At 63.5% G+C, this 12,824-nt stretch carries 11 protein-coding genes; 4 read left to right on the forward strand and 7 right to left on the reverse strand.

Annotated features, from left to right (window positions below; all coding sequences use genetic code 11):
- Positions 1-161: 161 nt before the first annotated feature.
- The 4 genes from deoC to AC0L3H_RS06050 all read left to right on the forward strand — a co-directional run bounded on the left by deoC (position 162) and on the right by AC0L3H_RS06050 (position 5,678).
- Positions 162-1,211 carry a deoxyribose-phosphate aldolase gene (gene deoC, locus AC0L3H_RS06035; protein WP_473584818.1) on the forward strand — a complete coding sequence of 350 codons (1,050 nt, stop codon included), beginning with the start codon at positions 162-164 and terminating at the stop codon, positions 1,209-1,211.
- A gap of 16 nt (positions 1,212-1,227) precedes the next feature.
- Positions 1,228-3,600, forward strand: coding sequence for an aldehyde dehydrogenase family protein (locus tag AC0L3H_RS06040; protein WP_473584819.1), 2,373 nt, complete (start codon positions 1,228-1,230; stop codon positions 3,598-3,600).
- A gap of 439 nt (positions 3,601-4,039) precedes the next feature.
- On the forward strand, positions 4,040-4,771 hold the full coding sequence (locus AC0L3H_RS06045) for an SDR family oxidoreductase (RefSeq protein ID WP_473584820.1): 732 nt from the start codon (positions 4,040-4,042) through the stop codon (positions 4,769-4,771).
- 61 nt (positions 4,772-4,832) lie between these two features.
- Positions 4,833-5,678 (forward strand): fumarylacetoacetate hydrolase family protein, encoded by an 846-nt coding sequence (locus AC0L3H_RS06050; protein ID WP_473584821.1) that lies wholly within the window; start codon positions 4,833-4,835, stop codon positions 5,676-5,678.
- 168 nt (positions 5,679-5,846) lie between these two features.
- Here AC0L3H_RS06050 and AC0L3H_RS06055 read toward each other — a convergent pair whose 3' ends face one another.
- The 7 genes from AC0L3H_RS06055 to AC0L3H_RS06085 form a co-directional block, all read right to left on the reverse strand.
- The gene (locus AC0L3H_RS06055) at positions 5,847-6,845 is read right to left on the reverse strand and encodes an ABC transporter ATP-binding protein (RefSeq protein ID WP_473584822.1); all 999 of its coding nucleotides are present in this window, start codon (positions 6,843-6,845) and stop codon (positions 5,847-5,849) included.
- A 64-nt stretch (positions 6,846-6,909) separates the two neighbouring features.
- Positions 6,910-7,965 carry a Gfo/Idh/MocA family protein gene (locus AC0L3H_RS06060; protein WP_473584823.1) on the reverse strand — a complete coding sequence of 352 codons (1,056 nt, stop codon included), beginning with the start codon at positions 7,963-7,965 and terminating at the stop codon, positions 6,910-6,912.
- 1 nt (position 7,966) lies between these two features.
- The gene (locus AC0L3H_RS06065; RefSeq protein WP_473584824.1) at positions 7,967-8,434 is read right to left on the reverse strand and encodes a DUF4304 domain-containing protein; all 468 of its coding nucleotides are present in this window, start codon (positions 8,432-8,434) and stop codon (positions 7,967-7,969) included.
- Complete coding sequence (locus AC0L3H_RS06070) at positions 8,431-9,270, reverse strand: carbohydrate ABC transporter permease (protein WP_023801468.1); 840 nt, start codon at positions 9,268-9,270, stop codon at positions 8,431-8,433. Before AC0L3H_RS06070 ends, AC0L3H_RS06065 begins: the two co-directional genes overlap by 4 nt.
- Before the next feature lie 8 nt (positions 9,271-9,278).
- Positions 9,279-10,202: a carbohydrate ABC transporter permease gene (locus AC0L3H_RS06075; protein ID WP_473481993.1), complete on the reverse strand. Its 924-nt coding sequence runs from the start codon at positions 10,200-10,202 to the stop codon at positions 9,279-9,281.
- 245 nt (positions 10,203-10,447) lie between these two features.
- Positions 10,448-11,707, reverse strand: a complete 1,260-nt coding sequence (locus AC0L3H_RS06080) for an ABC transporter substrate-binding protein (RefSeq protein WP_473584825.1) — start codon at positions 11,705-11,707, stop codon at positions 10,448-10,450.
- A gap of 2 nt (positions 11,708-11,709) precedes the next feature.
- Positions 11,710-12,666: an N-acetylmuramic acid 6-phosphate etherase gene (locus AC0L3H_RS06085; RefSeq protein WP_473494617.1), complete on the reverse strand. Its 957-nt coding sequence runs from the start codon at positions 12,664-12,666 to the stop codon at positions 11,710-11,712.
- Positions 12,667-12,824: the final 158 nt, after the last annotated feature.

Raw genomic sequence — 12,824 nt, forward strand, 5'->3', positions numbered from 1 at the left:
CCGGCAGGACAGAGGGGGGCGCCAAGGATCGCTGCAGATCAGCATTTTATCCTGAGCCGCCGCGCTGTTGGGATTTTTCCGTTATGACCGCCTGAAGGACTCGTGAAGCGCTGCTTCACGGTCTATCTTCGACCGCAAGTCGTCGAACAAAGGGGCAGGAGATGAGCAGCACCAGCCGCGAAGCAGAGCGCGGACCTTCCAAAATCACGCCGCTGCCGGCGCGTACCGCGGCCAATGCGCCGGCGCCGCAAGCGCACGGCATTGCCCGCAATCCCGGCATGACGCTCGATCTCGGCTTCATGGAATCGATGCGCAGCGTCAACCGCTCGGCGCTGGAGCGGCGTGTCGCCAGCCTGACCAAGCGGCGCTCGATCAAGGCCGACAACCAGGCCGCCTGGCTGCTGCGCGCCGTCGCCTGCATGGACCTGACGACGCTGAACTCGAACGATACCGAAGAGCGCGTGCGCCGGCTCTGCGCCAAGGCGGTCAATCCGTTCCGCCGCGACATCGTCGAAGGCCTCGGCATTACTGGCGAGAAGATCCGCCCGGCGGCGGTCTGCGTCTATCATCCCTTCGTCGCCACCGCCGTCGATGCGCTGCGCGGCAGCGGCATCCATGTCGCCGCCGTATCCACCGCGTTCCCGCACGGCCTCACGCCGCTGTCGACGCGGCTGCAGGAGATCGAAGCGTCGGTGAGCGACGGCGCCGACGAGATCGACGTCGTCATTCCACGCGGCCTGGTCTTTGCCGCGAAATGGCAGGAACTCTATAACGAGATCGTTGCGATGCGCGCCGCCTGCGGCGAGGCGCATCTGAAGGTCATCCTCGGCACCGGCGACCTCGCCACGCTGCGCAACGTCATGCTGGCGTCGATGGTGGCGATGATGGCCGGCGCCGATTTCATAAAGACGTCGACCGGCAAGGAAAGCGTCAACGCAACGCTGCCGGTCGGCCTTGCCATGGTGCGCGCCATCCGCGCCTATTTCGAGGAGACCGGCTACCTCATCGGCTTCAAGCCGGCCGGCGGCATTTCGACGGCAAAGGCGTCGCTCGACTGGCTGGTGCTGATGAAGGAAGAGCTGGGCCGGCGGTGGCTGGAGCCGGACCTGTTCCGCTTCGGTGCATCGAGCCTTTTGACCGACATCGAGCGCCAGCTCGAACACCATCTGACCGGTCACTATTCGGCCAATCATCGCCACGCGATGGCGTGACTATCGGGAGCGCCCCATGAACATTCTCGAACGCTATCATGCCATGGACTACGGCCCGGCGCCGGAGGCCCGCAATGAGGCCGATGCCTGGCTTGCGGCGCGGGATTTTTCCAAGGGGCTGTTCATCGGCGGCGACTGGAAGGCGGCCGGCGGCGGCAAGACATTTGATACCAGCGACCCGTCATCGGGAAAATTGCTGGCCAAGGTGTCGGATGCCGGTGCTGCCGATATCGATGCCGCGGTTTCGGCCGCGGCCAAGGCGCTGCCGAAATGGGCCGCAGCCACCGGCTATCAACGCGCCAAAGTGCTCTACGCCATCGGCCGCGCCATGCAGCGCCACCAGCGGCTGTTTGCGGTGCTGGAATCGATCGACAACGGCAAGCCGATCCGCGAAAGCCGCGACATCGATGTGCCGCTGGCCATCCGCCATTTCATCCACCATGCCGGCTGGGCGCAGGCGCTGGACAAGGATTTCCCTGATCAGAAGGGCGTCGGCGTCGTCGGCCAGATCATCCCGTGGAACTTTCCGCTGTTGATGCTGGCCTGGAAGATCGCGCCGGCGCTGGCCGCCGGCTGCACGGTGGTGCTCAAGCCGGCTGAGTTCACGCCGCTTACCGCCATCCTGTTCGCCGAGATTTGTCAGCGCGCCGGCGTGCCGAAGGGCGTCGTCAACATCGTCCAGGGCGGACCCGAAGCGGGCGCGGCAATCGTCAACCATCCCGGCGTCCAAAAAATCGCCTTCACCGGCTCGTCCGAGGTCGGCAAGATCATCCGCAAGGCCACCGCCGGGTCGGGCAAAAAAATATCGCTGGAACTTGGCGGCAAGTCGGCCTTCGTCGTCTTCGAGGATGCCGACCTAGACAGCGCCGTCGAGGGACTGGTCGACGGCATCTGGTTCAACCAGGGCCAGGTCTGCTGCGCCGGCTCGCGGCTTTTGGTGCAGGAAGGCATCACTGAAGCCTTCATCGCCAAGGTCAAGACGCGGATGAGCCGGCTGCGCGTCGGCAGCCCGCTCGACAAGAACACCGATATCGGGCCGCTGGTCGACCTGACCCAGCTCGATCGCGTCAAGGGCCTGGTCGCCCAAGGCGCCAAACAGGGCGCCATCTGCTGGCAACCGGACGTGGCGCTGCCGTCAACCGGCTATTACCATCTGCCGACGCTGGCGACAGGCGTTTCGCCGGCCAACATCCTGGCGCAGGAAGAGGTATTCGGACCGGTGCTGGCGACCATGACCTTCCGCAACACCGAGGAAGCGGTCGAGCTGGCCAACAACACGCGCTACGGCCTGGCCGCTTCGGTGTGGAGCGAGAACGTCAACCTTGCGCTGCACGTCGCGCCGCAATTGAAGGCCGGCGTCGTCTGGGTCAACGGCACCAACATGTTCGATGCCGCCTGCGGCTTTGGCGGTTATCGCGAGAGCGGCTTTGGCCGCGAAGGCGGGCGCGAGGGCATGCTCGAATATTTTTCGGCAAAACTGCCTCTTGGTCCCGCCATCAAGCCGGCAACGGCACCGGCTCCGTCGATCGAGCAGGCCGAAAGCGACGCCATCGACCGCACGGCAAAGCTGTTCATCGGCGGCAAGCAGGTGCGGCCGGACGGCAATTATTCGCTTGCCGTCGCCACTACCAAGGGCAAGCTTGCCGGCGAGGTCGGTCTCGGCAGCCGCAAGGATGTTCGCGATGCCGTCGCGGCTGCACGTGCCTGCAAGGCCTGGCCGGAAGCGACTGCCTACAACCGCAGCCAGGTGCTGTACTATCTGGCCGAGAACCTGTCCGGCCGCGCGGGCGAATTTGCCGCCCGTCTCACCGAGCTTACCGGCGCCACCTCCAAGGCCGCGCGCGACGAGGTCGAGATGTCCATCGAGCGGCTGTTCCTCTATGCCGGCCTGGCCGACAAGTTCGAGGGCCGCGTCCACCAGCCGCCGGCCCGTGCCGTCACTTTGGCGCTGCACGAGCCGGTCGGCGTCGTCGGCATCGTGGCGTCCGACAATGCGCCGCTGCTTGGCCTGATCTCGCTGGTGGCGCCGGCGCTGGCGATGGGCAACACCGTGGTCGCGGTGCCGTCGGAAAAATATCCGCTGCTTGCCACCGATCTCTACCAAATCATCGAATATTCCGACGTTCCGGCCGGCGCCATCAACATCGTCACCGGGCGCAGCGCCGAGCTCGCCGGCGTGCTGGCCAGGCATGACGATGTCGATGGGCTCTGGCTGTTCGCCGATGCCGAGACCTGCGCCAGGGCCGAAGCCGACTCCGTCGGCAATCTCAAGCGCGTCTGGACCGGCAACGGCCGCAGCCTCGACTGGGCGTCGGCCGAGGCTGCCGGCGATGCCTTGCTGCGCCGTGCCGTCGAGGTCAAGAACGTCTGGGTGCCCTACGGCGACTGAGCGTGTGTCGATTGTCGACGTCGGCGCCGCCCCTCATTGGCCGCGACGTTGGCGCGCCCTTCCTGCAACTCTGGTGATTGGCGAAACCATCGATGACAGCGCCCCCTCTCCCCGTCACTATACGGGGAGAGGATGCCGGCAGGCAGGTGAGGGGCAGCGCCGACGCCCGGAATGGGTGAGCCGGTGTGGAGATTGCAATTGTCGACGTCGGCGCCGCCCCTCATTGCCCTGCCGGGCATTTCTCCCCGTATAGTGACGGGGAGAAAGGGCTGGCCGCAGTCTTGGCGCACATTCTGCAACGTTGAGGGGCAGCGCCAATGCCTGGAAAGAGTAGGGAACCTCCGGGCTTGACGGGCTAATAGATGTTCTTTACCGAGAAAAAACATTTGCCGCCCCTAGGCGAATAGCACCCGGGCGGCGACAGAGGGAGAAAAAAGGCATGGCGGATCTGGCAGGCAAGATCGTTGTCGTCACGGCGGCGGCACAAGGCATCGGCCGGGCGAGTGCGCTGGCTTTCGCCAAAGCGGGCGCTGTCGTCCACGCCACCGACATCAACGAGGTGCTGCTCGCCGAACTCGGCAAGACCCCCGGGATCAAGACCCGCAAGCTCGACGTGCTGAACGACGAGGCTGTGACCTCGGCCTTCGCCGAGATCGGCGCTGTCGACGTGCTGTTCAACTGCGCCGGCTTCGTCCACTCCGGCTCGATCCTCGAGATGAAGGACGCCGATCTCGATTTTGCCTATGATCTCAACGTCCGCTCGATGATCCGCACCATCCGCGCCGTGCTGCCCGGCATGCTGGAGCGCGGCGACGGCTCGATTATCAACATGGCGTCGCTGGCCGGCTCGACGAAGGGCGTGCCCAACCGCTTCGTCTATGGGCTGACCAAGGCGGCCGTCATCGGCCTGACCAAATCGGTCGCCGCCGACTATGTCGGCAAGGGCATACGCTGCAACGCCATCTGTCCGGGCACCGTCGAAAGCCCGTCGCTGGAGGACCGCATGCATGCGCAGGGCGACTACGAGGCGGCCCGCGCCGCCTTCATCGCCCGCCAGCCGATGGGCCGCCTCGGCACACCAGAGGAAATCGCCGATCTCGCCGTCTATCTGGCTGGAGCCACCTATACGTCGGGGCAGGCTTATAATATCGACGGTGGCTGGTCGATCTAAGAGGCCATTTGAAAACTCTGAGTTTGCAAACGGCCTCTGCGCCGCAATCAGGAGAAAAAGAATGAAACTGCTGCGCTATGGCGAAGCGGGGAGCGAACGCCCCGGCCTGCTCGATGCGGATGGAACGATCCGCGACCTCTCCGGCCATGTCACCGACATTGCCGGCAAGGCGCTCGACCCGGCATCGCTCGAAAAATTGTCGAAACTCGATCCGCAATCGCTGCCGGCGGTTTCCGGCAATCCGCGCATCGGCGCCTGCGTCGCCGGCACCGGCAAATTCATCTGCATCGGCCTCAACTATTCCGACCACGCCGCCGAGACCGGCGCCACCGTGCCGCCGGAGCCGATCATCTTCATGAAAGCAAGCTCGGCCATCGTCGGGCCTGATGACGACGTGCTGATCCCGCGCGGCTCGGTCAAGACCGACTGGGAAGTCGAGCTTGGCGTGGTCATCGGCAAAACCGCCAAATACGTCACCGAGGCCGAGGCGCTAGATTATGTGGCCGGCTATTGCGTCGCGCACGACGTGTCCGAGCGCGCCTTCCAGGCCGAGCGCCAGGGCCAGTGGACCAAAGGAAAATCCTGCGACACGTTCGGGCCGATCGGCCCATGGCTGGTGACCAAGGACGAGGTCCAGGATCCGCAGAACATCCCGATGTGGCTGAAGGTCAACGGCAAGACGATGCAGAACGGCTCGACCAAAACCATGGTCTATGGCGTCGCCTATCTCGTCTCCTATCTCAGCCAGTTCATGTCGCTGCATCCTGGCGACATCATCTCGACCGGCACGCCGCCCGGCGTTGGGCTGGGCATGAAGCCGCCGGTGTTCCTAAAACCCGGCGACGTCGTCGAGCTCGGCATCGAAGGGCTGGGCATGCAGAAGCAGACGTTCAAGGCGGACGAGTAGGCGCTGTTCCTTCTCCCCTTGTTGTGGGAGAAGGTGGCCGAGCGAAGCTCGGTCGGATGAGGGGTGCTCCAGATTGGCACCGACAGCGCTCCGGCCAGCACCCCTCATCCGTCTCGGCGCTGCGCGCCGATCCACCTTCTCCCACAAGGGGAGAAGGAAAAAGGGGCGCTACTTCAGCACCTTGCCATCCGCTCCAAACCGATAAGTCTTCGCCGGATCCGGCGTCGCGTAGAGCGTCGCTCCCGGTTCGGCGTTGTAGACGCCAAAAATGCGCACGGTGATCAGCCCGGCTTTTTCGCAGTCGAGATAGAGGTTGGTGTCGGCGCCGAGGTGCTCGGCATGGACGACCGTGCCTTTCCAGGCGCCGGATTTCGCATCGACGGTCAGATGCTCGGGACGGACGCCGATGGTCCTGGCCGTCTCGCCAAGCCTGGCGCCGTCGACGAAATTCATCTTCGGCGAGCCGATGAAGCCGGCGACGAACTCATTCGCCGGCGCATTGTAAAGCTCCATCGGTCCGCCGATCTGCTCGATCTTGCCCGCGTTGAGCACGACGATCTTGTCGGCCAGCGTCATCGCCTCGACCTGGTCGTGGGTGACATAGATCATCGTCGCCTTCAGCCGGCGATGCAGCTGCGCGATCTCCAGCCTGGTGTTGACGCGCAGTGCGGCATCGAGGTTGGACAAAGGCTCGTCGAACAGGAAAAGCTTGGGCTCACGCACCACGGCGCGGCCGATGGCGACGCGCTGGCGCTGGCCGCCGGACAGCTCGGCCGGGCGCCTGGCGAGATACGGCTCCAGCGACAGCATCGAGGAGGCGATGCCAATGCGGCGGTCGATCTCGGCCGCCGGCGTGCCCGCCTGCTTGAGGCCAAGGCCCATATTGTTCATCACCGTCAAATGCGGGTAGAGCGCATAGGTCTGGAACACCATGGCGATGCCGCGCTTGGCCGGCGGGGTTGCGGAGACGTCCGCGCCGTCGATGACAACACGGCCCGAGGTCGAATCCTCCAGCCCGGCGATGACCCTGAGCAGCGTCGATTTTCCGCAACCGGAGGGGCCGACGAAGACGACGAATTCGCCATCGGTCACTTCGAGGTTGATGCCCTTCAGCACCTCGACCGGCCCAAACGCCTTCTTCACATTCTCGATATTCAGCGAGCCCACGGCGTTCCTCCGGATTGGAATGTGGGCGCGCCGTAGAGCGCAATCCCTGACGAAAATTCCCCTGTCACAATCGCACCGCCTTTCCGCTGCGGACGCTCTCGTCGGCGGCAAGGCACACCGCGAGCGACTTCACCGCATCGTCCATGTGGCGGGTCAGATCAATATCCTCGCGGATCGCCTTGAGCAGAAAAGCCTGCTCGCGGTCGCAGAGATCCTGATGGCCGGGTTCGCCCTCCATCGACAGCATCTCATCCGCTTTGGCGAACTTGCCGTCCGCGCCGGTCGCCGCGCCGTGCAGGCGGATGGTCGAGGTTTTGGTGTGGGTGTCGATGTCGTCGGATCTGACGCCCTCCTTCATGACGATCGACACGCAGCCGTTCGGCGAGATCACGTCCTTCACGAAAAAGGCGGTTTCCGAGATCATCGGCCCCCAGCCGGCCTCGTACCAGCCGACCGAACCATCGTCGAACAGCACCTGCAGATGACCGTAATTGTACATCGTGGGCGCAATCTCGTCGCTCAGCCGCAGCCCCATGCCGCGCACCTCGACCGGCCTGGCGTCGGTGATCTGCAGCATCACGTCGAGATAATGCACGCCGCAATCGACGATCGGCGACGTCGTCTGCATCAATTGCTTGTGCGTCTGCCAGCTATGGCCGGAGGATTGCTGGTTGAGGTTCATGCGGAACACGTAAGGACCGCCGAGCTTGCGCGCCTCGGCGATCAGCCTGATCCAGGACGGGTGATGGCGCAGGATGTAGCCGATCACCAGTTTTCTGCCGTTGGCCTTGGCTGCCGCAACGACGCGTTTGGCATCGGCCACCGTCGTCGCCAGCGGCTTTTCGACAAAGACATGGCAGCCGGCCTCGAACGCCTTCACCGCATAGTCGGGATGGCTGTCGGAATAGGTGGCGATGCAGGCGATTTCGGGCCTCTCGTCGCGCAGCGCCTCTTCGAAGGAGCGCCTGATGCCGTAGCCGGAAAGCCCGGCCGGCAGCGGGATGTCCGAGCGGTTGACCAGCGCCGCGATCTGGAAGCCGGGGTTGGTATGATAGGCCAGCGCATGGCTGCGGCCCATATTGCCGAGCCCGGCGACGACAACACGAAGAGGTTCTGCCATTTCAATCTGCCTTTTCTTGCCTGCGAGCTGCGAGAGCCACCATTACCTGTGGCTCGCATTCATCTGCGACCCGCATAGCCGCTTCTTCACTGTCGCAGCGGGCCAAAAGTCGGAAGCCATAGGCATCGACTCCTTCCTTGATCAGCGAAAGCCTATGATCGTCAGGCAAGGGATGCTCAAGATTGAGCGCCTGGGTGAACGCCTTCGACTGCTCGTCTTCCATCTGGGAATTGACGCGCCAACGAATATGACAGTTGTATTCCTTCGGCCGGCGGTCCGCCCCGAACCGCGTCAACCGGATGGCAGCGTTGAGATAGAACTGCGGTCCCCAGGAAGACTTCTGAAGGTCCAGCAAGCAGACGGTCTCCGGCCATTCGCGGTAGAAATTCGTGGCGCGCACGCCTCGAAATCCATAGCGGCTCGCTGTCTCGACAAGGGCCTGTACGATAATCTCTCGACCATCACTCACTTGACCGCTCCCGAGGTGATGCCGCGGATCAGCTGTCGCGAGAAGATGACGTAGAGGATCAGCACCGGCATGATCGCCAGCGACAGCGCGGCCAGGATCGCGTTCCAGTTGGTGACGAACTGGCCGAGGAACAGCTGGGCGCCGAGCGTCACCGTCTTGGTTTCCTCCGACGGCGCCAGGATCAGCGGAAACCACAGATCGTTCCAGATCGGGATCATGGTGAAGACGGCGACCGTCGCCATCGACGGCCTGACCAGCGGCAGCACCAGCCGGAAGAAGATGGTGTATTCGGACAGGCCGTCGATGCGTCCGGCATTCTTCAGATCGTCGGACACCTGCTTCATGAATTCCGACAGGATGAAGACGGCGAGCGGCAGGCCTTGCGCCGTATAGACCAGGATCAGCGCCGTCAGCGTGTTTACCAGTCCGCTCGCCACCATCAATTGCAGGATGGCGACGGTGCCGAGGCGGATCGGGATCATGATGCCGAGGGCGAGGTAAAGCCCCATCAGCGAATTGCCGCGAAAACGGTATTCCGACAGCGCAAAGGCGGCCATCGCGCCAAACAGCAGCACGAAGAACAGCGAGGCGACGGTGACGACAAGGCTGTTCTGGAAATAGTGGATGAAATCGCCCTGGCCAATGACGGTGGTGTAGCCGATCAGGTCGAAGGTTTTCGGGGTCGGCGGCGTCAGCGGCGCGCCGAAGATGCCGGCGCGGGATTTGAACGAATTCATGATGACGATGATCACCGGAAACAGCGCGATCACCGTGTAGGTCAACAGCACCGCATGGGCGCCGATGGTGCGGGGCAGGGAGTGGGTTGCCGTGCTCATCTTACGCCTCAGAACTGATAGCGACGCAGGCGCGTCTGGACGAGGAACAGGTAGACGCAGACGCCGCCAAGGATGATCAGGAACATCATCGTGGCGATCGCCGCACCCATGTTGGGATCGCCGACCTGCAGCTGGAAACCGAAGAAGGCGCGGTAGAGGAAGGTGCCGAGAATATCGGTCGAATAGTTCGGCCCGGCCAGCGCGCCTTGCGCGGTGTAGATCAGGTCGAAGGCGTTGAAATTGCCGACGAAGGTGAGGATCGAGATGATGCCGATCGACGGCAGGATCAGCGGCAGCTTGATCTTCCAGAACTGCGACATGCCGGTGATGCCGTCGCATTCGGCGGCTTCGATCACCTCCTCGGGGATCGACAGCAGCGCGGCATAGATCAGCATCATCGGGATGCCGACGAACTGCCACACCGAGATCAGGCTGAGCGTGGTCAGCGCATATTCTTCTTTGCCGAGCCACGGCGTGAACAGGCTTTTGAGGCCGACGAGATCCATCAGGTTCGGCGCCACGCCCCACAGCGGCGACAGGATCAGCTTCCAGGCGAAGCCGACGATGACGAAGGACAGGATTGTCGGCACGAAGATCGCGGTGCGGTAGAAGGCGGAGAACCTCAGCCGCGGGCTGGACAGCAGTGCGGCCAAAAGCACGCCGATCGGATTCTGCACGATCATGTGGATGATGAAGAACCAGACATTGTTGCGTAGCGCGTTCCAGAAATTGACCGACCAGTTGGGATCGCCGAACAGCCTGCGGAAGTTTTCCAGCCCGACGAAGACCTGGGCCTGGTCGATGTTGCGGAACAGCGAAAGCTGCAGCGTGCCGGCCAGCGGCAGGATCATGATCGCCGTATAGACCAGCACCGCCGGCGCCAGGAAGACGACGATATGCCAGCGGAACGGTCGTTTCGGTGCTGCGGCCATGCGTTCGGTCCCCGCCGATCAGGTTCTTGCGATGCTTTCGACGGCAGCGCTGCCCCTCACCCTTACCCTCTCCCCGTGAAGGACGGGAGAGGGGGGCGTCAGCGCCGGAGCTTCTCCCTTCTCCCCGTCACTATACGGGGAGAAGGTGCCGGCAGGCGGATGAGGGGCGGCGCCGTCGGTTGCAGTCGATGCTATCGAAAAAAGCAGAGCCGTCCACTTGCGACGGCCTTGCTCTATCTGCGCTCTTACTTCGCCGGCTTATACCAGCTGTCGAGGCCGTCCTGCAGCTTCTTGGCGGCAGCTTCCGGCGTGACGGTGCCGTTGATGACGTTGGCCGATTCAACCCACGTCTCGTTCTCGAGATTCGGCGTGCCGCGCGACAGGATCTGATAGGTCGAGCGGATGGTCGACTTGCACTTGTCGCGCCAGGAGACGAATTCCTGCGCAATCGGGTCTTCCATCTTCACCGGGGTGTTGTTCAGGCTGAAGAAGCCCGGCAGCGCGTTGGCGTAGATGGTGGCGAAATCCGGCGAGGCGACCCATGTCAGGAAGGTTTTCGCCGCATCGGCATTCTTCGACGCCGCATTGAGGCCCATGCCGATGTCGGTGTGGTCGGAGATGTAGCAGGTGTCGCCGGCCTTCGGCACTGGCGGTGGGAACGCCCCCATCTTGAACTGCGCCTGGGTGTTGAACAGGCCAATCTCCCACGAGCCGGCCGGGTAGATGGCGGCGCGGCCGAGGGTGAACAGGTTCTGGCTGTCCGGATAGGTCTGCGCCTCAAAACCGTCGCCGAGATAGGGCTTCCATTTGGCCAGTTCCTTGAAGGGGTCGACCCACTGCGGATCGGTCAGTTTTTGCTCGCCCTTGATCAGCGCCAGACGGCCTTCCTCGCCCTTCCAGTAGTTCGGGCCGATGTTCTGGTAGCCCATGGTCGCGGCTTCCCAGAGGTCCTTGGTGCCCATCGCCATCGGGATGTAGGTGCCATCGGCCTTGATCTTGTCGAGCGCGGCGTAGAATTCCTCATTGGTCGTCGGCACCTTGATGCCGAGCTGGTCGAAGGCGTCCTTGTTATAGATGAAGCCATGGATGACGGAAGCCATCGGCACGCAGAAGCTCGACTTGCCGTCGTCGGTCTGCCAGGCGGCCTTGGCGACGTCGGAAAAATTCTCCATGCCGGGCAGCGTCGAGATATCGGCGAGATTACCCTTCTTGAACAGCTCCAGCGACTTGTCGAACGGGCGGCAGGTGATCAGGTCGCCGGCCGAGCCGGCGGCGAGCTTGGCGCCCATCGCGGCGTCATATTCGGTCGGCGCCGACGGCGCGAACACCACCTTGATGCCCGGGTTCTTGGCCTCAAAAGCCGGGATCAGCTTGTCCTTCCAGATGGCAAGGTCGTCGCCGCGCCAGCTCTCGATGTTGAGCGTTACGTCCTGGGCATAGGCCATCCCGGCTGAGCCGAGAACGCTGGTGCCGAGAAGAATTGCCGTCAGTAGTTTGGTTGTCATGCTCAGTCTCCCTGTTGACCTTTTTCAGGTTCGGTTTTGAGAACAGAGGCTTTCCGCCCCATGCTCCCCTCGATCGCGGAAAGCGCCGGGCGCAGTTTTTGGCCGGTGCCTTCCAGTAACTTCCGCGCCGCGTCGGCATTTGCCGCGCCGGCGGCGAGCAGAATGGCGGTCTTGACGACGCCGCCGCTGTTTTCGAGCAGACGCGCCGCATCGTCCCTGTCGCGTCCGCTGATCGCGGCGACGATGCGGGCGGCGCGGTCGCGCAGCTTGCTGTTGTCTGCCGTGAGGTTGACCATGTAGCCGTCATGGACATGGCCAAGATGGATGGCGGCCAGCGTCGACAGCATGTTGAGCGCGATCTTCTGCGCGGTGCCGGCGCCCATGCGCGTCGAGCCGGCGATCAGCTCCGGCGGCGTTTCGAGCAATATGGCGATGTCGGCCAGCCGAAGCAGCGGCGCATGCTTGTTGTTGGCGATGGCGATGGTCGCCGCACCGCGGCGCCTGGCGTCCTCGATCGCTCTGACCGCATAGGGTGTCGAGCCGCTGGCCGAGACCGCGATCAGGCAGTCGCCCTCGCCGATGCCGGCAGCGGCAACCGCTGCCGAGGCTTCGTCGGTGTCGTCCTCCGGCCCGCCGGCCAGTGTCTTGAAGGCATCGTCGCCGCCGGCGATCAGGATGGCGATACGGTCGCGCTGAATGCCGAAGGTGCCCGGCAGTTCCAGCGCATCGGCCAGCGCCATCAGGCCCGAGCTGCCGGCCGCCGCGTAAGCGAGCTTGCCGCCGCTGTTCAGCCGGCTGGCGATGATCTCGGCGGCTTTGGCGATGGCGGGAACGGCGCCGCGCACCGCCTTGGCGGCCTCGATCTGCGCGTTGGCCAAACAGGAAAGGATGGCGTCCGGAGCCTGGATGTCCAGCCCCTCGGCATTCTGGTGAAGCGCTTCGGTGCGCGTTTCGGCCATCCGCTTTCCCTCCAATCCGCAAAACAATACCAAAAAAATACCACTTGTCCACACGCATTAGCGATTTCCCTGCCTCGGAACTGGCCCGTCGTCAAAATGCCTAGGCTTTTCAATAAAATACACCTTAATCTTTTTGTAACGAAAATTAATCCTTGGCT

The sequence above is a fragment of the Mesorhizobium sp. WSM4816 genome, from assembly GCF_055811535.1.

Coding starts and splice junctions, on each gene's coding strand:
- AC0L3H_RS06050 (WP_473584821.1), top strand. CDS start 4,833: ATGAAACTGCTGCGCTATGGCGAAGCGGGGAGCGAACGCCCCGGCCTG.
- AC0L3H_RS06060 (WP_473584823.1), bottom strand. CDS start 7,965: ATGGCAGAACCTCTTCGTGTTGTCGTCGCCGGGCTCGGCAATATGGGC.
- AC0L3H_RS06045 (WP_473584820.1), top strand. CDS start 4,040: ATGGCGGATCTGGCAGGCAAGATCGTTGTCGTCACGGCGGCGGCACAA.
- AC0L3H_RS06040 (WP_473584819.1), top strand. CDS start 1,228: ATGAACATTCTCGAACGCTATCATGCCATGGACTACGGCCCGGCGCCG.
- AC0L3H_RS06085 (WP_473494617.1), bottom strand. CDS start 12,666: ATGGCCGAAACGCGCACCGAAGCGCTTCACCAGAATGCCGAGGGGCTG.
- AC0L3H_RS06075 (WP_473481993.1), bottom strand. CDS start 10,202: ATGGCCGCAGCACCGAAACGACCGTTCCGCTGGCATATCGTCGTCTTC.
- deoC (WP_473584818.1), top strand. CDS start 162: ATGAGCAGCACCAGCCGCGAAGCAGAGCGCGGACCTTCCAAAATCACG.
- AC0L3H_RS06080 (WP_473584825.1), bottom strand. CDS start 11,707: ATGACAACCAAACTACTGACGGCAATTCTTCTCGGCACCAGCGTTCTC.
- AC0L3H_RS06070 (WP_023801468.1), bottom strand. CDS start 9,270: ATGAGCACGGCAACCCACTCCCTGCCCCGCACCATCGGCGCCCATGCG.